The following is a 24,871-nucleotide window of genomic DNA, read 5'->3' as shown; positions in this document are numbered from 1 at the left end:
ACATCATGACCGCCGCTGCGGCACCGGCCGCCCAGGACCAACCAGAGCCCCGGCCCTCTCTCCGGCAGGTCCTCTGGAGCATGCTGCGTGGATGCGGCGTCGTCGCCGCCCTGGTGACCCTGTACTACGTGCTGCCCCTGGACCACTCCTCGATGGCTGTCGCCGCCACCGTGCTGCTCACCGGTCTGGCGGGGTTCGCCGGCCTGGTCGCCGTCCAGGTCCGTGCGATCCTCCGCTCGCGCTACCCGGGGCTGCGGGCCCTGGAGGCCCTGGCCACGAGCATCCCGTTCTTCCTGCTGCTGTTCGCGGCCGCCTACGTCACCCTGGCCGCGCAGTCTCCCGGCAGCTTCAGCAGCAGCCTGTCCCACACCAACGGGATCTACTTCACCGTCACGGTGTTCGCCACCGTCGGCTTCGGCGACATCACGGCGAAATCAGAAGCGGCGCAGCTCCTGGTCACCGCGCAGATGCTCGCTGACCTGGCCGTGTTCGGCCTGGTCATCAAGGTCATCCTGGAGGCGGTCCGCCGCGGCCGGCTGCGCAGGAGCACCGCGGCGACCGCCCCGGGCCGGGGCGAAGAACGATGAGCGCGGACGGCCGGCCGGCGCGCGGTGCGGCCGGCCGGCGCGCCGCGGGCTACGGGGCCACGGCCGCCGCGGGTACCGGGCCGCGCGCGGTGCGCATCCGGGCCCCGTCGAACTCCACCGTCTCACCGGGCAGGACGAGCAGGCCGGGCTCACCGTCCTGCCAGGCCGCGCCGATCCGCCGGATCTGGACCGCCGGGCCGCGCGCACCCGCCATGAAGACGGTCGGGTCGACCTCCCAGCCGTGGCCGGCCAGCCACCGCTCCAGCGTCGTGGCGTCCGTGCCGGTCGCTTCTCGTGGCCATGCGTACGTGTTCCGGCTGTCCATGCCCGTCCCCCTCCAGTGCGGCCGGATGCCCGGCGCCGCGCCGATCCTCGCATCCACCACCGACACGGGCCGGTCAATTTCCGGACGGGACGGCCTCGGTAGGGGAGGGGGGCGCGGGCGGGGTGCCGTCCCCGAAGGGGCGTCCGCCCAGCGCCGCCCGGCCGTGCGGTTCGAGCCAGCCCGACGGGTCGGGGCCGTCGGGAACGATCCCGGACGGGTTGATGTGGCTGTGGACGAGGTAGAAGTGCTGCTTGATGTGGTCGAAGTCGACCGTGTCCCCGAAGCCGGGTGTCTGGAACAGGTCCCGGGCGTAGGCCCACAGCACCGGCATCTCCGCGAGCTTCTGCCGGTTGCACTTGAAGTGGCCGTGGTAGACCGCGTCGAAGCGCACGAGCGAGGTGAACAGCCGGACGTCCGCCTCGGTGATCGTCTCGCCGACGAGGTAACGGGAGTGCTCCAGCCGCTCGGAGAGCCGGTCGAGGCGCGCGAAGAGACGCTCGTACGCCGCGCCGTAGGCTTCCTGGGACTTGGCGAACCCGGTGCGGTAGACGCCGTCGTTGACGTCCGTGTAGATCTCCGCGCCGATGGCGTCGATCTCCGGCCACAGCGCCTCCGGGTACAGATCCGGTGCGCCGGGGCGGTGGTGGGCCGTCCACTCCAGCATCATGTCGAAGGTGATCTGCGCGTAGTCGTTGGTGACCACCCGGCCGGTCGGCACGTCCACGATCGCCGGTACGGTGATGCCCCGGTCGTAGTCGGGGTCGCGGGCGAGGTACGCCTCCTGGAGGCGTTCTATGCCGAGCACCGGGTCGCGGCCGCCCGGGTCGAGGTCGAAGGTCCAGCTGCGGGCGTCGTGCGTGGGGCCGGCCACGGCCATGGGCAGGGCCTCCTCCAGCCCGAGGAGCCGGCGGATGATCACCGCGCGGTGCGCCCAGGGGCAGGCGCGGCTGACCACGAGGCGGTAGCGGCCGGACTCCACCGGGAAGCCGTCGCGCCCGTCGGCGGTGATCCGGGTGGTGATGTAGCGGCTGTCGCGGGTGTACCCCTTGCCGCGCTGTACGTCAGTCATGCCGGGGCCCTACCCAGGAACCGCGGCTGCGAGCACCTCCTCCACCGGGCCTCCGCCGTCCCTCTGGCCAGGAGATACTCGCCGCTTTCAACAGTTGAATTACGTACAGTTTCGGCCAGGTGTCGGGCGCACAGGCGATTTCCGGCCGTCATAGGGGTTCCAATCTAGGGGTACTGGCAGGATTGGCGCTCTGCTAGACATGGGGCAACGGAACGCGTGTGCGGAAGCCGCAAATGGGCTTGGATTGTCGAGCCCGTGTGCTGCTCCGGACTGGAACACGGAGTTTTCATCCCTTGATCGACAACAGGAATGCCGACGGCTGGATCCGCCGCTATCACGCGGCGGACGAAAGCCCGATCCGACTGGTCTGCCTCCCGCACGCCGGCGGATCCGCCTCTTTCTACTTCCCCATGTCCCAGGCCCTGGCCCCCGGGCTGGACGTCGTCAGCGTCCAGTACCCCGGACGCCAGGACCGCCGGCACGAGCCCGGCATCACCGACATCGGCGCCTACGCCGACGCCCTGACCAGCGCACTTCTGCCCTGGACGGACAAGCCCCTGGCGTTTTTCGGCCACAGCATGGGTGCCGTCCTCGCCTTCGAGGTGACCCGCCGCCTGGAGCGTGACCACGGCGTCGACCCCGTCCGCGTCTTCGCGTCCGGCCGGCGCTCACCGTCGAGTTTCCGCCAGGAATCCGTGCACCTGCGCGACGATGACGGCATCGTCGCCGAAATGCGCGAGCTCAGCGGGACAGATGCCGCCATTCTCGGCGACGAGGAGATTCTGCGCATGGTGCTCCCCGCCATTCGCAGTGACTACACGGCGATCGAGAACTACCGGGCCGCGGCCGACGAAACGATCGGCGCCCCGATCACCGTGCTGACCGGCGAGTCCGACCCCCGCACCAGCGGCGAGGAAGCGGAAGCCTGGGAAGCGCACACCCGCGGTGAATTCGCCATCCACCGTTTTCCCGGCGGACATTTCTTTCTCGCCCGGCATCAGGCGCGTATCTTGAAGATCGTTTCTGAGGAGATCGCAGCGGTCACCACCCCCAGGGGCTGAACCGTACACCGGGCGGGGAGCCGTACGACTGACGGCGCGCCCGGCGCTGAACGGACGAACGGGACCCGAGGCGCGCCCGGCACCCCCTCCCCGCACGGAGGGGGTGCCGGCCCGCCCCGGGCGACCCCGAACCGCCCCGCCCGGCCGGCGGGGCGCGAGGAGGCACGAAGCAGTGCAGTGCAGGGCAGGCTCAGGCGGTCCGGGTGAAGGGAACAGCGTGGAGGCAAGGCTGGTCGAGCGCGAGCACGAGTGGGAGACGCTGGGCGACCTGCTCGACAGCGCCCGCCGGGGCCGCGGACGCGTCGCCGTCATCAGCGGCGCCATCGCCGGCGGTAAGACGAGCCTGCTCGAATGCTTCACCGAACACGCCCTGTCCGAAGGGGCCCTGGTCCTCGAAGCGGCCGGCTCCCGCGCCGAGCGCTACCTCCCCTTCGGCATCCTGCGCCGCATCCTCGACAGCGCCGCCCCCCTGGACCCCGCGGTCCACGCCGAGGCCACCGCCCTGCTCGACGCGGTCAGCGACCGCGCGACGGACGGCGAAGACGCCGCGAGCGCCGTCGAGTCGGGCATGCGCGTACTGCCCCACGTCTGCGCCTCGCTCCTGCGGATCGCCCGGGACCGCACCGTCGTCATCGCCGTCGACGACGTCCACCACGGCGACGAACTCTCCCGCGCCTTCCTGCTCTGCCTGGCCCGCAGGGTCCGTCAGGCCGGCGTCCTGATCGTCCTCACCGAGGCCGTCCGCCTGCTGCCCGCCCAACTCGACTTCCACGCCGAACTCAAGCGCCAGCCCAACTGCACCACCCTGCGCCTCCCCCTGCTCAGCACCGAAGGCACCGGCCGCCTGCTCGCCGGCCACTTCACCGGCGCCGCCGCACAGCGCCTCGCCGCCGACTGCCAGCAGGCCACCGGCGGCAACCCGCTGCTGGTCAAGGCACTGCTGGAGGACGGCCTGGCCGCCCTCGGCGACAGCGAGCCCTTCCAGCCGCTGCGCCCCGCCGAGACCTTCGAACGCGCCGTCCTGGACTGCCTCCACCGCGGCGACCCCGAGATGCCGGCCGTCGCCCGGGGCATCGCCGTCCTCGGCGACGCCTGCCCGCCCGCCCTCCTCAGCCGCATCACCGACGTACACGTCAAGACCGCCGAACTGGCCCTCCAGGACCTGGGACGCTGCGGGATCCTGCGCGACGGCGCCTTCCGCGAGGCCGCGACCCGCAGCGCCGTCCTCACCGCGACCCCGCCCGGAGCGCTGTCCGCCCTCCACCAGCGCGCCGCGCGGCTGCTGCACCAGGAAGGCGCCGCCGCCCTCGACGTGGCCCGCCACCTGCTGGCCGCCCGCAAGCCCGTCGAGGACTGGGCGATCCCCGTCCTGCAGGACGCCGCCGAATACGCCCTCGTCGAGGGCGACCCCGAACTCGCCCTCAGCTGCGGGCAGCTGGCCGTCGACTCCTGCCCCGAGGGCTCCCTGCGCACCGCCCTGAAGTCCCGCCTGGTCAGCATCGTCTGGCGCAGCAGCCCGGTCGCCGCCGAAAGCCACCTGCGCCAGCTGTCCCGCGAGTTCTGCGCCGGCCGCCTCACCGACCGCGACCTCCTGCACGCCGTGTCCTGCCTGGCCTGGATGGGCGAGGCCCGGCAGGCCGCCGAGGAGATACGCCGCCTGCAGAACGACGCAGACCAGGCGCGCGAGAGCGGCCACCCCGCCGCCTACGAACCCGGTACGCTCGCCGCCGCCCAGGACTGGCTCTGCGTCATCAGCCCCCCGGTACGGGACGTCTTCGCCACCGCCGAGCCCGCGGACACCGCCGCCCCCGGCCCGACCCGCACCCCGGCCACCGGCCGGCTCGCCGCGACCGCCGCCCACGAGATGCCCGACGACGCCCACGTACCGGCCGCCGAGGCCATGCGGACCGCGCTGCGCGGCGGCCACGGCGAAGCCGCCGTCGCCGAGGCCACCCGGGTCCTGCAGCGCTACCACCTCAGCGACCGCACCCTGACCCCCCTCGTCCTCGCCGTCCTGACCCTCGTCTACGCCGGCCGCCTGGACCTGGCCCTGACCTGGATCGACCGGCTGCTCGGCGAGTGCTCCGCCCACAACGCCCCGACCTGGCAGGCGGCGCTCGGCGCGGTGCGCGCCGAGGTCTCCCTGCGCCAGGGCGACCTGCCGGGTGCGGCCGCCCAGGCCCGCCAGTCCATGTCCCTGATCTCCGTGCAGTGTTGGGGCGTGGGCGTCGCCCTGCCACTGGGCGTCCTCATCGAGGCCGAGACCCAGATGGGCAACATCGACGAGGCCATGAGCCTGCTCGAACAGCCCGTGCCCGAGACCATGCTGGAGACCCGGCTCGGCCTGCACTACCTGCGCGCCCGGGGCCGCTGCCACCTCGCCACCGGCCGCTACCACGCCGCCCTGCGCGACTTCCTCACCTGCGGGGAACTCATGCGGGCCTGGGACATGGAGGCCGCCGAACCGGCGCCGTGGCGGCTGGACGCCGCCGAGGCGTGGCTGGCCATCGGCAACGTGGCGCGTGCCCGGGAGTACGTGGAGCAGCAGCGCGGGCGCGAGGCGGTCCCGGCCGGCGGCAGGCCGCGCGGGGCCCTGCTCTTCGCGCTGGCCCGTACCAGCGGCGACCTCGCCTACCGGCTGAAGCGGCTCACCGAGGCCGTGGACGCCCTGGAGCAGGGCGAGGACCGGCTCCAACTGGCCCGGACCCTCGGCGAACTGGGCAGCGCCTACCGCGCCGCCGGCGACTTCAACCGGGCCCGGATGCTCGTACGCAAGGCCTGGCACGTCGCCAAGTCCTGCGGGGCGCAGCCGCTGTGCCAGGAGTTCACCCCCGGCCGGGGCGACGGAGAGAGCGCTCCCGTGGTGGCCGGGCGCGAGGCGGAACCGCCGAAGGAGGCCGAGGTGCTGTCCGAGGCCGAGGCCCGGGTGGCGCTGCTGGCGGCGCGCGGCCACACCAACCGCGAGATCGCCACGAAGCTCTACGTCACCGTCTCCACGGTCGAACAGCACCTGACCCGGATCTACCGCAAGCTGAAGGTCAAACGACGCCGCGACCTGCCCGGCCGGCTGTGGGACCTCAGCCTGCCCGGCATCGCCTGAGGCAGCCCCCGACGCGGGCCCCGTGCGGGGAGCCCGATGCAAGAAAAAAGGGGGCCGGGTGCCCGGGGCCGTGCGACCCCGGGCCCCCGGCCCCCGCACCGCGCTGCCCGCCCGCGCCCGCGCGGTGCGTCCGCGCGTCCGGGCCCGGCGCCCCGCGCGGGGCACCGGGGCGCCCGGCGGTCAGGACAGCAGGCCCCGTTCCAGGGCCGCCATCACCGCCGCCGTACGGTCCGACACCGCCAGCTTCTTGAACGACCGCAGCAGATGCGTCTTCACCGTCGCCTCGCTGATGAACAGCCGCCGCCCGATGTCCGCGTTGGTCCGGCCCTCCCTGACCAGCTGGAGGACCTCCCGCTCCCGCTCGGAGAGCACCGGCGGCTCCGCCACCCGGGCCCGGAACAGCTTCGGCGCCAGCGACGGCGTCAGCACCGTCTCGCCGCGCGCCGCCGCCTTCACCGCCCGCACCAGCTCCTCGCGCGAGCTGCCCTTCAGCAGATAGCCCGCCGCACCCGCCTCCACCGCGCGCAGGATGTCGGCGTCGTCCTCGTACGTGGTCACGATGACCACCTTGGTGCGCGGCGACTCCCGCAGGATGTGCCCCGTCGCCGCCACCCCGTCCATCGCGCCCATCCGCAGGTCGAGCAGGACGATCTCCGGCCGCAGCCGGCCCGCCTGCACCACCGCCTCCTCGCCCGAGCCGGCCTGCCCCACCACCCGGATGCCCGGGTCCAGCTCCAGCATCGCCGACAGACCCTCCCGCACCACCGGATGGTCATCGACCAGCAGCACCCCGATCGGGTCGCGCTCAGTCATCGTCCGACTCCTCTCCCACCGGGCCCAGCGCCACCGTCACCTCGACGGTCGTGCCCTCACCCGGGCCGCTCTCCACCCGTACCGTTCCACCGATCTCCGCCACCCGGGCCCGCATCCCGAGCAGCCCGAAACCCCCGCTGTGCGCTTCGTCCCCGGCCTCCTCGGGCCCGGGTTCCCGGCAGGCGTCCACCGCGAATCCCGCGCCGTCGTCCCGCACCACGAGCCGTACCTCCCGCGGCGCGTACGCCACCCGTACCTCGACTTCCCGGGCGTCACGCGCATGCTTGCGCACGTTCGCGAACGCCTCCTGCGCCGCACGCAGCAGCACCACGCTCACCACCATCGGCAGCGGCTGCTCCTCGCCGCCGGCCGTGCACCGCACCACCAGCCCCGTCTCCTCGCGCAGCAGGTCGGCCTGCCGGCGTACGGCCTGCACCAGCGAACTCTCCCGCAGCGCCGGCGGAGTCAGCTTCGAGACGAAACCCCGGGCCTCGGCCAGACTGTCACGGGCCACCCGCCCCGCCAGCCCGAGCCGCTCGTGCGCCCGCGCGGGATTGTCCACCACCTCCGACTCGGCGGCCTGCACCAGACTGATGATGCTGGTCAGGCTCTGCGCCAGGGTGTCGTGGATCTCCCGCGCCAGACGCTCCCGTTCGGCCGAGATGCCGGCCTGATGGGACAGGTGCGCCTCACGCTCGCGGCTGCGCCGCAGCTCGTCGATCATCTCGGCCCGCTCGGAACTCTGCTGCACCACCCGCGTGATCCACAGGCCCAGCAGCACCGACAGGGCGATGCCCAGCAGCGAGATCGGCAGCACCGAGAGGATGTGCGGGTCGAACTCCCCGCCCCGCAGCCACACCACCGTCACCGGCCACAGGTTGGCCAGGACGACCAGCACGATCGCCGGCGGCATCGGCAGGCTCATCATCAGCATCGGCACCACCGCGAACAACGCGAAGGAACCCCCGAGATCCAGCGTGCTGGAGGTGGCGAACAGCAGGAACAGACCGGCGGAGAAGACCAGATTGCGCCGCCCCTTCGTCCGGTCGATCATCGGCCTGCGGCCGAGACCCGCGTACCAGGGCACGATCAGCGTCAGCGCACCGATCGCGAGGGCCCGGTTGACCTGGTCCTCACCCGAGGCGAACAACAAGACGACCGTGACGAGGTAGGAGACGGCGAAATAGCCGTCCCACAGGCCGAACCAGCGGCCCCCGGAGTCGAACCCGCGACCGGGGCCCTTCCAGGGGACCTCCTCCTGCGTGTATATCTGCACGGCACCAGTCCTACCACGAGCCCCGCCCGTGTCCGTCGAACGGTTGACAGCCGGTCCCACCGATCGGTCGGCACCCGGGCCGCGGCGCCCCGCCTACGTTGGAAGCAGCGGAAGGAGAACCGCGACAACGGATTTCGAGGCAGTGCGGAAAGGGCGGGTTCGGTCACGTGGGCCAGTTCACGACGGCGGTCATCACCAGCGCGACGATCCTGGCCTTCATCCTCGCGACCGACTCCGGCAACCGGCGCATCACCGCACTGAGGATCGCGGGCCCCACACTGGTGGCCGTCGTCGTCACCGGTCTCTGCGTACACTCTTTCCCGACGGCCGGCAACGACATGTCGCTGCACCTCGCCGCCATCGGCGTGGGCGGCATCTGCGGACTCGTCGCGAGCTCCCTGCTCACCGCCCACCGAGACACCGCGGGAGACGTCCGCAGCGTCGGCGGACCGGGCCACGCGGCCATCTGGGCCCTCCTCTTCGGAGCCCAGATCCTCTTCGCCTACGGCTGCGAGCACTGGTACGGCGCAGGCATCACGCGCTTTACCACCGACTACCAACTCAGCGGCGGCGAGGCCCTCACGAGCTCGCTCGCCCTGATGTCGCTGTCCATGGTGGTGGCCCGGGCCGCCGTCCTGCTGTCCCGGCTGCGCGCCGTACCGACCGAGCGGGAACCGGTCGCGGCGGACCGGGAAGCGAACTGAAAACCATCCGGTGCGAGTTGACCGGCGACGATCCAAGATTCTCCAGGAACCAGGGTGACGCAGTGCTAGACAACCAAGAACTGAGGCTCCGTCCGCCTCGCAACCGGGTCGAGACCCGTGCCATCGGCTGGTGGACCCTCCAGTCCTCCCTCTTCGCCCTGCCGCTCCCGATCACCTTCGGCGTGCTCTGGCTCTTCATCACCCCGGCCCGCTTCGTCTTCGGACCCCTCTTCCTCGTCGCACTCGTCCCCGGGCTCCTCTTCATGGGCATCATGCCCGTCTGGCGCTACCGGGTGCACCGCTGGGAGATGACCGACGAGGCCGTCTACGCCGCCTCCGGCTGGCTCTGGCAGCGGTGGCGCGTCGTACCCCTCTCGCGGGTCCAGACCGTCGACATGCTCCGCGGCCCGCTCCAGCAGCTGTTCGGACTCTCCGGGATCACCGCCACCAGCGCCTCCTCCGCCGGCGCCGTGAAGATCAAGGGCCTGGACCACCGCACCGCCACCGAGCTCGTGGAGAAGCTCACCAGGGCCACCCAGGCCGTCCCGGGGGACGCGACGTGACACAGGACAGCGCGGTACGACCCGCCGACCAGGCCGAGACCGACGGGTGGGGCCGCCTCAACCCCCGCCTCCTCCTCGTCAACCTGAGCGTCGTGGCCACACCGCTGGCCACCTTCGCCGCCACCACCGTCCTCACCGGCGGCGAGATCAACCTCCAGGTCCTGATCACCTTCGCCTCGTTCCTCATCACCTGCCTCGTCATCGCCGGTATCAGCGTGATGCGCCTGATCACCACCCGGTACCGCATCACCGACGACCGGGTGGAACTCCACAAGGGCCGCTTCTTCCACAGCGAACGTTCCGTCCCCGTCGACCGGATCCGCAGCGTCGACCTGACCGCCAACCCCCTCCACCGGATCTTCGGCCTCACCTCCCTGAAGATCGCCACCGGCGACCAGGCCACCTCCGGCGGCGGCCTGTCCCTCGACGGCCTCAGCGTCCACGACGCCGAGGAACTGCGGCGCCGGCTCAGCGAACTGCGCCACGCCCGCCAGGGCCTGGCCACCGCCGACCCCGACGACGACGCCACCCTCGCCCGGCTCGACTGGGCCTGGCTGCGCTACGCGCCCCTGACCCTCTGGGGCGTCGGCGGTGTCTTCATCGCCGTCGGCTCCGTCTACCGCACCCTGCACGAGATGAAGATCGACCCGCTCGAACTCGGCGTCGTCAAGGACCTGGAGGAGCGCTTCGGCTCCCTGCCCCTCTGGTACGGGATCCTGCTCAGCCTCGCCGTCATCGCCGTGATCGGCGTCGCGGGCTCGACGGCCACCTTCATAGAGGGCTGGGGCGGCTACCACCTCGACCGCCCCGAAACCGGCCTGCTCCGCGTCCGCCGCGGCCTGCTCGTGACCCGCTCCGTCAGCATCGAGGAGCAGCGGCTGCGCGGCGCGGAGGTCGCCGAACCCCTGCTGCTGCGCTGGGCCGGCGGCGCCCGGCTGAAGGCCGTCGCCAGCGGCCTCGGCGACGAGGACGAGAACAGCAGCCGCAGCCGCCTCACCCCGCCCGTACCGCTGGCCCTGGCCCAGTCGATCGCCGCCGACGTCCTCGGCGAGCGCGTCTCCCCGACCACCGAGGCCCGGCTCGCACCGCACCCCCGCGCCGCCCTGCGGCGCAGGCTCAACCGCGCCCTGATCTGGTCCGTCCTGATCGCCGCCCCCCTCGTCGGCCTCGGGCTGTGGCTCACCCCGGTCCTCGTGCACACCGGCTGGATCACCGCCGTCGTCCTGTTCTGCGCCGGAGCGGCCTTCGCCTTCGACGCCTACCGCAGCCTCGGCCACGCCGTCCACGGCCCCTACCTGGTGACCCGCTCCGGCACCTTCACCCGCCGCACCGCCGCCCTCCAGCGCGACGGGATCATCGGCTGGACCATCACCCGCTCCGCCTTCCAGCGCCGAGCCGGCCTGCTCACCCTGGGCGCCGCCACGGCCGCCGGCAACGGCGTCTACAAGGTCCGCGACGTGGCCGTCTCCGACGGGCTCGCCCTCGCCGAGGACGCCGTACCGGGCCTGCTGGCCCCCTTCGTCGAACGGGCCCCCGCCCGGCACTGACGGCGCCGGCGGCCCGGCCCCGGCCGCCGCCCGCGCACCCTCACCGACCAACTGGCGCACCCCCGGAAACGGAGGGGCGGTCCCCCCCGGCCGCCCCTCCGTTTCGTATACCCGCGCTCTAGGGGGCCCTTAGGGGCCCCAGGGGATTCGAATTCCCCGAATTCTTGCGCCCGCCGCTCTTCACGGGCATTATGATGCGGTCGCAACTCGCATACGTGCAGCGCAAAAACAGGGGTACCCGCATAGGGGCCCCTAGGGGACCGTTAGGGGTTTCTGCGCCACCACTCCCCGTGCCAGGGTCATAACCGGTCTTAGGTTTCTCTGCACGGAGTGATGGAGCGCGCGATGTTGAACGAGTCCCAGGATTTCGCAGCCGAAATCGACGGTGCCCCCGAGGCCGGCGAAACCCAGGACATCAGCAACAGCGACAGCCCGCAGCAGTGGTACGAAGACCTCTCCGGGCTGACCGAGGGCGAACAGCACACCGCACTGCTGGAGCGGGTCTCCGCCCTCGTCATCGCCGCCCTGCGCGACAACGCGCCCACCGTGCTCGACCCCCACCGCTCCTTCCTCGACCTCGGCTTCGACTCCCTCGCCGCCGTCGACCTGCACGCCCGCCTCGTGGCGGCCACCGGCCTGCGCCTGCCGGTCACCCTGGCCTTCGACCACCCCACCCCCGCCCACCTCGCCCGCCGGATCCACGCCCTGCTCCTGGGCCTGACCACCCCCGCCGAGGCCCCCGTCACCGCCGCCATCAGCAGCGACGAACCGATCGCCATCGTCGGAATCGGCTGCCGATTCCCCGGCGGCGTGCATTCCCCCGAAGCGCTCTGGGACCTCGTCGCCAACGGCACCGACGCCATTTCCGCATTCCCCACCGGACGCGGCTGGAACCTCGACTCCCTCTACGACCCGAACCCCGACCGATCCGGCACCACCTATGCCCGCGAAGGCGGATTCCTCCACGACGCCGACCAATTCGACGCCGCATTCTTCGGAATCTCCCCGCGCGAAGCCCTCGCCATGGACCCGCAGCAGCGCCTGCTGCTGGAAACCTCCTGGGAGGCGTTCGACCGGGCCGGCGTCGACCCCGCCGCACTGCGCGGCGGCCAGGTCGGCGTCTTCGTCGGTGCCGAAACCCAGGAGTACGGACCCCGGCTCGAAGACGCCACCGACGGGTTCGAGGGCTACCTCGTCACCGGCAACGCCGCCAGCGTCGCCTCCGGCCGCATCGCCTACACCTTCGGCTTCGAAGGCCCCACCGTCACCGTCGACACCGCCTGCTCCTCCTCCCTGGCCGCCCTGCACCTCGCCGTCCAGGCCCTGCGCTCCGGCGAATGCTCCCTCGCCCTCGCGGGCGGCGTCGCCGTCATGGCCAGCCCCGGCTCGTTCGTCTCCTTCAGCCGCCAGCGCGGCCTCGCCCCCGACGGCCGCTGCAAGCCCTTCGCGGCCGCCGCCGACGGCACCGCATGGGGCGAGGGCGCCGGCATGCTGCTCGTCGAGCGCCTCTCCGACGCACGCGCCCACGGCCACCGCGTCCTCGCCATCGTCCGCGGCACCGCCATCAACCAGGACGGCGCCAGCAACGGCCTCACCGCCCCCAGCGGCCCCGCCCAGCAGCGCGTCATCCGCCAGGCCCTCGCCAACGCCGGCCTCACCGCCGCCGACGTCGACGCCGTGGAGGCCCACGGCACCGGCACGAAGCTCGGCGACCCGATCGAGGCGCAGGCGCTGCTGGCCACGTACGGCCAGGACCGCCCCGCCGACCGGCCGCTGCGCCTGGGCTCCCTGAAGTCCAACATCGGACACACGCAGGCCGCCGCCGGCGTCGCCGGCGTCATCAAGATGGTCATGGCCATGCACCACGGCCTGCTCCCCAAGACCCTCCACGTGGACGCGCCGACCCCGCACGTCGACTGGGAGGCCGGAGCGGTCTCCCTGCTGACCGAGCCCGTCGAGTGGCCCGCGACCGGGACCCCGCGCCGGGCCGGCGTCTCCTCCTTCGGCATGAGCGGCACCAACGCCCACGGCATCATCGAGGAACCGCCCGCCGAAGACCGCGAAACGGCCGGGGAGACGGGCACGGCGGACCGGCCTTCCACGCAGCCGGCCGGGCAGACGGCCGAGGAGGCGGGCGGGGAGGCGGGCGAGCCTTCCGGACCGCTGCCCTGGGCACTGTCCGCCAAGACCCCCGAGGCCCTGCGCGCCGCCGCCCGGCGACTCGCCGACTGGCTCGACACCCACCCCGACGCCGACCCCCTCGACATCGGCCACTCCCTCGCCGCCACCCGCGGCCGCTTCGACCACCGCGCCGTCGTCCTCGGCGACGACCGCGCCGCCCTCCGCCGCGGCCTGCACGCCCTCGCCGACGCCACCGACACCCCCGCCGTCGTCCACGCCGCCCCGGCCACCGGACGCACCGCCGTCCTGTTCACCGGCCAGGGCAGCCAGCGCCTGGACATGGGCCGCGAACTGTACGAGACCCAGCCGGTGTTCGCCGACGCCCTCGACGACGCCTGCTGGTACCTGAACGAACAGCTCGACACCCCCCTCCTCGACGTCCTGTTCGCCGAGGAGGGCACCCCCGAAGCCGCCCTGCTGCACCAGACCGGCTACACCCAGCCGGCCCTCTTCGCGATCGAGGTCGCCCTCTACCGGCTCGTCGAATCGTGGGGCGTGAAGCCCGACTTCGTCGCCGGACACTCGATCGGCGAGATCGCCGCCGCGCACGTGGCGGGCGTCTTCTCCCTGGACGACGCGTGCGCGCTGGTGGCGGCGCGCGGCCGGCTGATGCAGGCGCTGCCGGGTGGTGGCGTGATGATCGCATTGCAGGCTTCGGAGGACGAGGTCCTGCCGCTGCTGACCGACCGCGTGAGCATCGCCGCCGTCAACGGGCCCACGTCGGTGGTGATCGCGGGCGACGAGGACGCCGCCGTCGCGGTCGTGGAGGCCTTCGCCGATCGCAAGAGCAAGCGGCTGACGGTGAGCCACGCCTTCCACTCGCCGCACATGGACGCCATGCTCGACGAGTTCCGCCGCGTGGCACAGGTCCTCGACTACGCCGCACCCACCCTCCCCGTCGTCTCCCTCCTCACCGGCACCACGGCCACCGCCGCCGAACTGGCCGACCCCGAGCACTGGGTCCGCCACGTCCGCGAGGCCGTCCGCTTCCTCGACGGCGTCCGCACCCTGCGGGCCCGCGGCGCCGACTCCTTCCTGGAACTCGGCCCCGACCCCGTCCTCACCGCCATGGCACACGACTGCCTGGTCACCGACCCGCAGGACCCCGCCAACCCGGGCTTCGCCGCCGCCCTGCGCACGGGCCGCGCCGAGCCGGCCACCCTGCTCGACGCCGTCGCCCGCATGTTCGTCCGGGGCACGGACGTGGACTGGGCCGCCTGCTACGCCGGTACCGGCGCCCGGAGCGTGGAACTGCCGACGTACGCCTTCCAGCGGCAGCGCTACTGGATGAACTCCCGCACGGCGACGCCCGAGTCGGCCCACACGTCCGGCTACGGGACCGACCCGGCCGACACCGAGTTCTGGGACGCGGTCGAGCACCAGGACGTGGCCGCGCTCGCCGCCGCGCTGGAACTGGACGCGGACGGGGAGCAGCCGCTGAGCGAGGTCGTCCCCGCCCTGTCGGCCTGGCGCCGCCGGGTGCGGACCCAGTCCGAGGTGGACGGCTGGCGCTACCGCGACGCGTGGAAGCCGGTGATGGACTCCGTGGAGGGTGCGCGGCTCTCCGGTGTGTGGCTGGTGGTTGTTCCGGCCGGTGGTGTGGACGACTCGGCTGTGGTGGAGGGGCTGGCTGCTCGGGGGGCTGAGGTCCTTCGGGTGGTGGTTGATGGTGGTGGGGTGCGTGCCGCGCTGGCTGGGGCTTCGGGTCCTGTGGCTGGTGTGGTGTCGTTGCTGGCGCTGGATGAGGCCGCGGGGGTTGTCGCGACGGCCGGCCTCGTGCAGGCGCTGGGTGAGGCTGGGGTGGGGGCGCCGTTGTGGTGCCTGACCCGGGGTGCGGTGAGTGTGGGCCGTTCGGATCGCCTTGTGTCTGCGGTTCAGGCGCAGGTGTGGGGTCTGGGCCGGGTTGCTGCTCTGGAGGTTCCGGAGCGTTGGGGTGGCCTGGTGGATCTTCCCGAGGTGTGGGACGAGCGGGCGATGGCCCGGCTGGTCGGCGTACTGGCCGGTGGTCTTGCCGGTGAGGATCAGGTCGCGGTCCGGTCCTCCGGGGTGTTCGGGCGCCGCCTGGTTCGTGCGGCTGCCGGGGACACGGGCTCTTGGTTGCCGTCCGGGACCGTGCTGGTGACCGGTGGTACGGGTGCGCTGGGCGGCCGGGTTGCGCGGTGGCTGGCCGGTGCGGGCGCCGAGCGCCTGGTGCTGACCAGCCGTCGTGGTGCGGATGCGCCGGGCGCGGCCGAGCTGATGGAAGAACTGTCCGAGCTGGGCGTGGATGTGTCGGTGGTGGCGTGTGATGCCGCTGACCGGGACGCGCTGCGCGAGCTGCTTGCCGCCGAGGCCGAGACGCTGACGGCTGTGGTGCACACGGCGGGTGTGCTGGATGACGGTGTGCTGGATGCGCTGACTCCTGAGCGGTTCGAGGGTGTGCTGCGGGCGAAGGCCGCGTCTGCGCTGAACCTGCATGAGCTGACTGTCGAGCTCGGGATCGAGCTGTCGGCTTTCGTGCTGTTCTCCTCGATGAGCGGGACCATCGGTGCGGCCGGTCAGGGCAACTACGCCGCTGCGAACGCCTATCTGGATGCCCTTGCGGAGCAGCGGCGGGCTGCCGGGCTGGCCGCGACCTCGCTCGCGTGGGGCCCCTGGGCAGGCAGCGGTATGGCCGCCGACGAGGCGATGGACGCGCGGATGCGGCGCGAAGGCGTACCGCCGATGGCTCCCGACGCGGCGATCGCCGCGCTGGCGCAGGCCGTGGGCGCAGGTGAAACCGCGCTGACCGTCGCGGACATCGCCTGGGACCGGTACGCGGCCGTCGTGGCGGCCGTCCGACCCAACCCGCTGGTCCGTGACTTCGTCACCACCACCACCGCCGCGGCGGGCGAGGCCGCGATCACCGGTCACGGAACCGTGGTGACGGGCGCCGACGTCGCGGGTGCGACGTTCGCGAAGCTGGCCGAGCTGCCGCGGGCCGAGCAGGAGCGCGAGCTGCTCGCCCTGGTCCGTACCCAGGTCGCCGCCGTCCTCGGACACGAGGGCTCGGACGCCGTCGGTGCCGAACGCGCCTTCAAGGAGCTGGGCTTCGACTCCCTCACCGCCGTCGACCTGCGCAACCGCCTCGGCGCGGCGAGCGGCCTCAAGCTCCCCACCACGCTCGTGTACGACTACCCCACCTCCGCCGCCCTGGCCGAGTACCTGCGCGGCGAGCTGGTGGGCAGCGCGCCGACGGTGGACGCCGGACTGCCGATGGCGGTGGAGACCGACGGCGACCCGATCGCGATCGTGGCGATGAGCTGCCGTTTCCCGGGTGGAGTGCGGACGCCGGAGGACCTCTGGCGCCTCCTCGCCCAGGGCACCGACGCGGTCGCCGAGTTCCCGGCCGACCGCGGCTGGGACCTGGAGCGCCTCTACGACGCCGACCCCGAGCGACCGGGCACGTCCCACACCCGTGAGGGCGGCTTCCTCTACGACGTCGCCGACTTCGACGCCGATTTCTTCGGCATCTCGCCGCGCGAGGCCCTCGCCATGGACCCGCAGCAGCGCCTGCTGCTGGAGACCTCGTGGGAGGCCTTCGAGCGCGCCGGCATCGACCCCGAGACGCTGAAGGGCAGCAGGGCCGGCGTCTTCGTCGGCACCAACGGGCAGGACTACCTCTCCCTCGTCGCAGGCGAGGCCGACGGCCTCGAAGGCCACGTCGGCACGGGCAACGCGGCGAGCGTGGTCTCCGGACGCCTGTCGTACGTGTTCGGGCTGGAAGGCCCGGCCATCACGGTCGACACCGCCTGCTCCTCGTCCCTCGTCGCCCTCCACCTGGCCGTTCAGGCGCTGCGTCAGGGCGAGTGCACCATGGCGCTCGCCGGTGGCGTGACCGTGATGTCCACCCCGGACGCCTTCGTCGACTTCAGCCGTCAGCGCGGGCTGGCGGAGGACGGCCGGATCAAGGCGTTCGCGGAGGGTGCGGACGGTACGGGCTGGGGTGAGGGTGTCGGCATGCTGCTCGTGGAGCGGCTGTCGGATGCCCGTCGCAACGGGCACCCGGTCCTCGCGGTGGTGCGCGGCTCGGCGATCAACCAGGACGGTGCGAGCAACGGTCTGACGGCCCCGAACGGCCCGTCCCAGCAGCGGGTGATCCGGCAGGCGCTGGCCAGTGCGGGTCTGTCGGCGGCCGAGGTGGACGTGGTCGAGGCGCACGGTACGGGTACCCGGCTGGGTGACCCGATCGAGGCGCAGGCGCTGCTGGCGACGTACGGCCAGGAGCGGGCCGAGGGCCGGCCGCTGCTGCTCGGTTCGATCAAGTCGAACATCGGTCACACGCAGGCTGCTGCGGGTGTGGCGGGTGTGATCAAGATGGTGCTGGCGATGCGGCACGGGGTGCTTCCGCAGACCCTGCACGTGGACGCGCCGACCTCGCACGTCGACTGGACGGCCGGTGAGGTAGCCCTGCTGACCGAGTCGGTGGACTGGCCGGAGACCGGCCGCCCGCGCCGCGCGGGCGTGTCCTCGTTCGGCCTGAGCGGCACCAACGCGCACACCATCATCGAGCAGGCCCCGATCGCGGAAGCGGAGGAGGTCGCGGCGCCCGACGCCCCGACCCGTGGCACCGCACCCGTCCTGCCCGTCGTCATCACCGGAAAGAACCCCGCCGGGCTGCGCGCCCAGGCGGCGCAGCTCGCCACCTGGCTGAGCGGCGACCCGCAGGCGGCCCTCGCGGACACCGCGTACTCGCTCGCCGCCCAGCGGTCGAAGTTCGAGACGCGGGCCGTCCTGCTCACGGGCTCCGAGGGCCACGAGGCGCTGACGGCCAACCTGCGCGGGATCGCAGCCGGCGAGCAGGTGCCGGGCCTGGTACAGGGCGAGGTCACCGGTGGCGGGCTGGCCTTCCTCTTCACGGGGCAGGGCAGCCAGCGCCTCGGGATGGGGCGTGAGCTGTACGAGACCTTCCCGGTCTTCGCGGACGCGCTCGACGCCGTCTGCGCGCGGTTCGACAGCCGGCTCGACGTGCCGCTGATGGACGTCGTCTTCGGGGCCGAGGGGGAGACCCTCGACCGTACGGAGTTCACGCAGCCGGCCCTGTTCGCGGTGGAGGTGGCGCTGTTCCGGCTCGTGGAGAGCTGGGGGGTGACGCCCGACTTCGTCGCGGGGCATTCGATCGGTGAGATCGCCGCCGCGCATGTGGCGGGTGTCCTGTCGCTGGAGGACGCGTGTGCGCTGGTGGCGGCGCGCGGCCGGCTGATGCAGGCGCTGCCGGCCGGTGGTGTGATGATCGCGGTGCAGGCTTCGGAGGACGAGGTCCTGCCGCTCCTGACGGACCGGGTGAGCATCGCCGCGGTCAACGGGCCGACGTCGGTGGTCATCGCCGGTGACGAGGACGACGCCGTCGCTGTCGTGGAGGCCTTCGCCGATCGCAAGTCCAAGCGGTTGACGGTCAGTCACGCGTTCCACTCGCCGCACATGGACGGCATGCTGAACGACTTCCGCCAGGTGGTGGAGGGGATCACCTTCGCCGCCCCGCGGATCCCGGTGGTCTCCAACCTGACCGGTTCGATCGTTTCCGATGAGATGGGCTCGGCCGAGTTCTGGGTCCGGCACGTGCGGGACGCTGTGCGCTTCCTGGATGGGATCCGGGCTCTTGAGGGCGCGGGTGTCACGACGTATGTCGAGCTCGGTCCCGACGGGGTCTTGTCGGCGCTGGCGCAGGAGTGCGTGAACGAGGACGCCGTCTTCGCGCCCGTGCTCCGCAAGGACCGGGCCGAGGCGGAATCCCTGGTCCGCGCCGTGGCCCAGGCGTTCGTACGGGGCACGAAGGTGGACTGGTCCGCCTTCTTCGCCGGTACGGGTGCCGGGCGCGTGGAGCTGCCGACGTACGCCTTCCAGCGCCGGCGCTTCTGGCCGGAGTCGGTCCTGGCCGGCGGAAGCCCGGCGCGAGCCCTGGCGGACGCCGGGGCCGCCGGGGTCGACGCACGCTTCTGGGACGCCGTGGAGCGCGGCGACCTCGCGACCCTGCTGTCCGAACTGGAGGTGGAGGACGACGCGAGCTTCAGCGACTTCGTCCCCGCGCTGTCGGCGTGGCGCCGGCAGACCCAGGAGCAGGCGCAGGTCGACGGCTGGCGCTACCGGGTGTCCTGGAAGCCGCTCACGGCGGCGGCCCTGTCCTCCGCGGCGCCGCGTGGCGAATGGATCGTCGTCGTACCGGGTGCGGCTGAGGACGATGCCCTGGCCGCGGCTGTGGTGGAGGGGCTGGCTGCTCGGGGGGCTGAGGTCCTTCGGGTCGTGGCCGAGGGTGATGCGGTGCGTGCCGCGCTGGCTGGGGCCTCGGGTCCTGTGGCTGGTGTGGTGTCGTTGCTGGCGCTGGACGAGGCTGCGGGTGTCGTTCCGTCGGCTGAGCTGGTGCGGGTGTTGGGTGAGGCCGGGGTGGGGGCGCCGTTGTGGTGCCTGACCCGGGGTGCGGTGAGTGTGGGCCGTTCGGACCGCCTCGTCTCGGCCGTGCAGGCGCAGGTGTGGGGTCTGGGCCGGGTCGCTGCTCTGGAGGTTCCGGAGCGCTGGGGCGGTCTGGTGGACCTTCCCGAGGTGTGGGACGAGCGGGTGATGGCCCGGCTGGCTGGTGTGCTGGCGGGTGGTCTTGCCGGTGAGGACCAGGTCGCGGTCCGGTCCTCCGGTGTGTTCGGGCGTCGCCTGGTTCGCGCGGCTGCCGGTGGTGCTGGTTCTTGGGTGCCGTCCGGGACCGTGCTGGTCACTGGTGGTACGGGTGCTCTGGGTGGCCGGGTTGCGCGGTGGCTTGCTGGTGCGGGTGCTGAGCGGCTGGTGCTGACGAGCCGTCGTGGTGCGGATGCGCCGGGTGCGGCCGAGCTGGTGGAAGAGCTCGGCGCCCTGGGCGTGGATGTGTCGGTGGTGGCGTGCGATGCCGCTGACCGGGACGCGCTGCGCGAGCTGCTCGCCGCCGAGGCCGAGGGCCTGACGGCTGTGGTGCATACCGCGGGTGTGCTGGATGACGGTGTGCTGGATGCGCTGACTCCTGAGCGGTTCGAGCGCGTGCTGCGGGCCAAGGCGGTCTCCGCACTCAACCTGCACGAGCTGACCGTCGAGCTCGGGATCGAGCTGTCCGCGTTCGTGCTGTTCTCCTCGATGAGCGGCACCATCGGTGCGGCCGGTCAGGGCAACTACGCCGCTGCGAACGCCTACCTGGACGCTCTCGCGGAGCAGCGGCGGGCCGCCGGGCTGGCCGCTACGTCGATCGCCTGGGGCCCCTGGGCCGAGGGCGGCATGGCCGCTGATGACGCCCTTGAGGCGCGCATGCGCCGCGACGGCGTACCGCCCATGGACGCGCAGGGCGCGATCCGTGCGCTCCGGCAGGCCGTCGGTGCCCAGGACGTCGCCATCACGGTCGCCGACGTCGAGTGGGAGCGGTACCTCTCCCACCACACCGCCGTACGCCCCAGCGCACTGTTCGGCGAGCTGAGCGACGTACGCGAAGCCCGCTCCGCCCAGTCCGCATCCGGGGCCCACGGGCAGGCGCACGCGGACGCCGGGCGACCGCTCACCCTGTCCGGCCGGCTCGCGGTGCTCGCGCCCGCCGAGCAGGAGCGGGAGCTCCTGGACCTGGTCCGTACGCACGTCGCGGCCGTACTCGGTCACGGCGGCGCCGAAGCGGTGGGCGCCGAACGCGCCTTCAAGGAGCTGGGCTTCGACTCCCTCACCGCCGTCGAGCTGCGCAACCGCCTCGGCGCGGCGACGGAGCTGCGGCTCCCCGTCACCCTCGTCTACGACTACCCCACCTCCGCCGCCCTGGCCGAGTACCTCCGTGTCGAGCTCGTGGGCAGCGTCTCGGTATCCGGCGCCCTGCTGCCCGTCGCCTCGGCCGTCGACGGCGACCCGATCGCGATCGTGGCGATGAGCTGCCGTTTCCCGGGTGGAGTGCGGACGCCGGAGGACCTCTGGCGCCTCCTCGCCCAGGGCACCGACGCGGTCGCCGAGTTCCCGGCCGACCGCGGCTGGAACCTGGACCGGCTGTACAGCCCCGACCCGGACCAGGCGGGCACCTCGTACACCCGTGAGGGCGGATTCCTCGCCGGTGCGGCGGAGTTCGACGCCGACTTCTTCGGGATCTCGCCGCGCGAGGCCCTGGCCATGGACCCGCAGCAGCGCCTGCTGCTGGAGACGGCGTGGGAAGCCTTCGAGCGGGCCGGCATCGATGCCGGGACGCTGCGCGGCAGCCAGGCCGGTGTCTTCATCGGCACCAACGGGCAGGACTACCTCTCCCTGGTGGCCCGCGAACAGGACGGCCTTGAGGGCCACGTCGGCACGGGCAACGCGGGCAGCGTCATGTCCGGCCGCGTCTCGTACGTCCTCGGCCTCGAAGGCCCGGCCGTCACGATCGACACCGCCTGCTCCTCGTCCCTCGTCGCCCTCCACTGGGCGGTCCAGGCGCTGCGGCAGGGCGAGTGCGACATGGCACTGGCCGGCGGTGTCACGGTCATGTCGACGCCCGAGAACTTCATCGACTTCAGCCGTCAGCGCGGGCTGGCGGTGGACGGCCGGATCAAGGCGTTCGCGGAGGGTGCGGACGGTACGGGCTGGGGTGAGGGTGTCGGCATGCTGCTCGTGGAGCGGCTGTCGGATGCCCGTCGCAACGGGCATCCGGTGCTGGCGGTGGTGCGCGGCTCGGCGATCAACCAGGACGGTGCGAGCAATGGTCTGACGGCTCCGAACGGGCCGTCGCAGCAGCGGGTGATCCGGCAGGCGCTGGCCAGTGCGGGTCTGTCGGCGGCCGAGGTGGACGTGGTCGAGGCGCACGGTACGGGTACCCGGCTGGGTGACCCGATCGAGGCGCAGGCGCTGCTGGCGACGTACGGCCAGGAGCGGGCGGAGGGCCGGCCGCTGCTGCTCGGTTCGATCAAGTCGAACATCGGTCACACGCAGGCTGCTGCGGGTGTGGCGGGTGTGATCAAGATGGTGCTGGCGATGCGGCACGGGGTGCTTCCGCAGACCCTGCACGTGGACGCGCCGACCTCGCACGTCGACTGGTCGGCCGGTGAGGTAGCCCTGCTGACCGAGTCGGTGGACTGGCCGGAGACCGGCCGCCCGCGCCGCGCGGGCGTGTCCTCCTTCGGCATCAGCGGCACCAACGCGCACACCATCATCGAGCAGGCTCCGGACGCCGAGCCGTCCGAGACCCCCGACGCGCTGCCGGCCGTACGCCCGGCCGGTGTCCTCCCCTACCTCCTCTCCGGCAAGACCAAGGAGGCCGTCCGGGCCCAGGCGGCGGCCCTGACCGCGCACCTGGAGGCGACCGACGGCGCGGGGCACCCGGACGCGCTCGACCTGGCTTACTCCCTCGCCACGAGCCGTGCCCACCTCGACCACCGGGCGGGCATCGTCCTCGTCGCGGATGCCGGGGACGACGGCGAGGGCCTGCGCGACGCACTGACGCGCCTTGCCGCTGGCGAGCCCACACCCCGGACGGCGACGGGCACGGCCGGTGACGGCCGCACCGCCTTCCTGTTCACGGGTCAGGGCAGTCAGCGCCTCGGCATGGGGCGTGAGCTGTATGACGCCTTCCCGGTGTTCGCGGACGCCCTGGACGCGATCTGCGCCCACGTGGATGGCCATCTGGAACTTCCGCTGCGTGACGTGATGTTCGGGACGGACGCGGAGCTGCTGGACCAGACCGGCTACACCCAGCCGGCGCTGTTCGCGGTCGAGGTGGCGCTCTTCCGCCTCGTGGAGAGCTGGGGTGTGCGGCCCGACTTCCTCTCCGGGCACTCCATCGGCGAGATCGCCGCCGCGCACGCCGCCGGGGTCCTGGACCTCGACGACGCGTGCACGCTGGTCGCGGCCCGCGGCCGGCTGATGCAGGCCCTGCCTTCGGGTGGTGTGATGATCGCGGTGCAGGCGTCGGAGGACGAGGTCCTGCCGCTGCTGACCGAGCGCGTGAGCATCGCCGCCGTCAACGGTCCGACGTCGGTTGTGATCGCCGGTGACGAGGACGCGGCGGTCGCGATCGCTGAGGCCTTCGTGGCACAGGGGCGCAAGACCAAGCGGCTGACGGTCAGCCACGCGTTCCACTCGCCCCACATGGACGGCATGCTGAACGACTTCCGCCAGGTGGTGGAGGGGATCACCTTCGCCGCCCCGCGGATCCCGGTGGTCTCGAACCTGACCGGTTCGGTCGTTTCCGATGAGATGGGCTCGGCCGAGTTCTGGGTCCGGCACGTACGGGATGCCGTGCGGTTCCTGGACGGCATCCGGATCCTTGAGGGCGCCGGTGTGACGACGTACGTCGAGCTCGGTCCCGACGGGGTCCTGTCGGCCCTGGCGCAGGAGTGCGTGAACGAGGACGCGTTCTTCGTACCCGTGCTCCGCAAGGACCGGGCCGAGGCGGAATCCCTGGTCGCCGGCCTCGCACAGGTGCACGCAGAGGGGGTGGACGTCGATTGGTCGGCGTTCTTCGCCGGTACGGGTGCCCGGCGGGTGGAACTGCCGACGTACGCCTTCCAGCGGCAGCGGTTCTGGCCCAGCGCGGTGGCCTTCGCCGGAGGCGATCTGGAGTCGATCGGCCTCGGTGACGCGGGCCACCCGCTGCTCGGCGCGACCGTGGCCCTCGCCGATTCCGAAGGCGCAATCCTGGCCGGTCGTCTGTCGTTGGAGACCCATCCCTGGCTTGCCGATCACGTGATTCACGGTGGTGTGCTGCTGCCGGGTACGGCCTTCGTGGAACTGGCGCTGCGTGCCGGTGACCAGGTCGGTTGTGATGTGGTGGAGGAGCTGACGCTGGAGGCGCCGCTGGTGCTGCCCGAGCGGGGTGGCGTTCAGCTGCAGTTGGTGGTCGAGGCGCCGGCTGCGGGTGGTGGGCGGGCGTTCGCCGTGTACTCGCGGCGTCAGGACGGTGTGGGGGAGGAGTTGTGGACGCGTCACGGGTCGGGTGTGCTGGCCAGTGGCGCGCGTTCTGAGGCTGCGGCGGAGTTCGGTGAGCTGGCGGTGTGGCCGCCGGTGGACGCGGTACCGGTCGACGTCAGCGGGCTCTACGCGGAGCTGGCGGAGAGCGGTGTCTCCTACGGTCCGCTGTTCCAGGGACTGAAGGCCGCCTGGAGGCGCGGAGACGACCTGTTCACGGAGGTACTGCTGCCGGAGGACGGGCGTCGGGACGCGGCCCGGTTCGGGCTGCACCCGGCACTGCTCGACGCGGGACTCCACGCCATCGGCCACGGTGACCCGTCCGGGCAGGCCGATTCGGGTGCACTGCTGCCGTTCTCGTGGGCCGGTGTCTCCCTGTACGCCGTGGGTGCTTCGGCGCTGCGGATGCGGTTGGCGGCGACGGGTGCGGGTGATCAGCGTGCGCTGGCGTTGTGGGTGGCGGACGGGTCGGGGCGGCCGGTTGCGGCGGTGGAGTCGCTGACGTTGCGTCCGGCTTCTGCCGAGCAGGTCAACGCGGCGGGTGCCGCTCACGTGGAGTCGCTGTTCCGCGTGGAGTGGACGGCTTTGGCCCCGCAGGAGACTCCCGTCGGGGAGCTGCGGTGGGCGGTACTGGGCCGGGACGAGATGGGCCTCGGAAGCACGGGCCTCGTCCAGGTCACCGAGTATGCCGATGTCGATGCCCTTGTGGTGGCGTTGGAGGCGGGTGAGCCGGTTCCGGACGCGGTGTTTGTTGCTCCGTCTGTCGG

Annotated in this window: 11 protein-coding genes; 7 read left to right on the top strand and 4 right to left on the bottom strand. The window is 72.5% G+C overall.

The window, feature by feature from the left end:
• Positions 1–5 precede the first annotated feature (5 nt).
• A complete protein-coding gene (locus ABZW32_RS28100) occupies positions 6–587 on the top strand; it encodes a potassium channel family protein (protein ID WP_356220891.1) in 582 nt (193 codons plus the stop codon).
• 49 nt (positions 588–636) lie between these two features.
• Here ABZW32_RS28100 and ABZW32_RS28095 read toward each other — a convergent pair whose 3' ends face one another.
• On the bottom strand, positions 637–912 hold the full coding sequence (locus ABZW32_RS28095) for a hypothetical protein (RefSeq protein ID WP_356220889.1): 276 nt from the start codon (positions 910–912) through the stop codon (positions 637–639).
• Between the two features lie 73 nt (positions 913–985).
• Positions 986–1,981, bottom strand: a complete 996-nt coding sequence (locus tag ABZW32_RS28090) for a glutathione S-transferase C-terminal domain-containing protein (protein WP_356220887.1) — start codon at positions 1,979–1,981, stop codon at positions 986–988.
• Positions 1,982–2,274: 293 nt separating this feature from the next.
• On the opposite strand from ABZW32_RS28090, the gene ABZW32_RS28085 reads away from it, so the two are divergent.
• Together ABZW32_RS28085 and ABZW32_RS28080 are read left to right on the top strand one after the other, a co-directional pair.
• A complete protein-coding gene (locus tag ABZW32_RS28085; protein WP_356220885.1) occupies positions 2,275–3,042 on the top strand; it encodes an alpha/beta fold hydrolase in 768 nt (255 codons plus the stop codon).
• 217 nt (positions 3,043–3,259) lie between these two features.
• Positions 3,260–6,142 carry an AAA family ATPase gene (locus tag ABZW32_RS28080; protein ID WP_356220882.1) on the top strand — a complete coding sequence of 961 codons (2,883 nt, stop codon included), beginning with the start codon at positions 3,260–3,262 and terminating at the stop codon, positions 6,140–6,142.
• A 180-nt stretch (positions 6,143–6,322) separates the two neighbouring features.
• Here the strand turns inward: ABZW32_RS28080 and ABZW32_RS28075 are convergent, their stop codons facing one another.
• Entirely contained in the window at positions 6,323–6,955 is a 633-nt protein-coding gene (locus ABZW32_RS28075) for a response regulator transcription factor (protein WP_356220880.1), read from the bottom strand.
• On the bottom strand, positions 6,948–8,231 hold the full coding sequence (locus tag ABZW32_RS28070; RefSeq protein WP_356220878.1) for a sensor histidine kinase: 1,284 nt from the start codon (positions 8,229–8,231) through the stop codon (positions 6,948–6,950). Before ABZW32_RS28070 ends, ABZW32_RS28075 begins: the two co-directional genes overlap by 8 nt.
• Positions 8,232–8,398: 167 nt before the next feature.
• On the opposite strand from ABZW32_RS28070, the gene ABZW32_RS28065 reads away from it, so the two are divergent.
• The 4 genes from ABZW32_RS28065 to ABZW32_RS28050 form a co-directional block, all read left to right on the top strand.
• A complete protein-coding gene (locus ABZW32_RS28065) occupies positions 8,399–8,935 on the top strand; it encodes a hypothetical protein (protein WP_356220875.1) in 537 nt (178 codons plus the stop codon).
• A gap of 62 nt (positions 8,936–8,997) precedes the next feature.
• The gene (locus tag ABZW32_RS28060; RefSeq protein WP_030237368.1) at positions 8,998–9,498 is read left to right on the top strand and encodes a PH domain-containing protein; all 501 of its coding nucleotides are present in this window, start codon (positions 8,998–9,000) and stop codon (positions 9,496–9,498) included.
• On the top strand, positions 9,495–11,045 hold the full coding sequence (locus ABZW32_RS28055) for a PH domain-containing protein (RefSeq protein ID WP_356220873.1): 1,551 nt from the start codon (positions 9,495–9,497) through the stop codon (positions 11,043–11,045). Before ABZW32_RS28060 ends, ABZW32_RS28055 begins: the two co-directional genes overlap by 4 nt.
• Before the next feature lie 345 nt (positions 11,046–11,390).
• On the top strand, positions 11,391–24,871 hold a 13,481-nt coding region (locus tag ABZW32_RS28050; protein WP_356220870.1), incomplete at its 3' end, for a type I polyketide synthase.

It is taken from the genome of Streptomyces sp. NPDC004667 (assembly GCF_040609475.1).
GTDB lineage: Bacteria > Actinomycetota > Actinomycetes > Streptomycetales > Streptomycetaceae > Streptomyces.
This window is presented reverse-complemented; position numbering and strand designations above follow the sequence as displayed.

Excerpts from the sequence above, each read along its gene's own strand:
- ABZW32_RS28090 (WP_356220887.1), bottom strand. The coding sequence starts at position 1,981 with ATGACTGACGTACAGCGCGGCAAGGGGTACACCCGCGACAGCCGCTAC.
- ABZW32_RS28100 (WP_356220891.1), top strand. The coding sequence starts at position 6 with ATGACCGCCGCTGCGGCACCGGCCGCCCAGGACCAACCAGAGCCCCGG.
- ABZW32_RS28075 (WP_356220880.1), bottom strand. The coding sequence starts at position 6,955 with ATGACTGAGCGCGACCCGATCGGGGTGCTGCTGGTCGATGACCATCCG.
- ABZW32_RS28095 (WP_356220889.1), bottom strand. The coding sequence starts at position 912 with ATGGACAGCCGGAACACGTACGCATGGCCACGAGAAGCGACCGGCACG.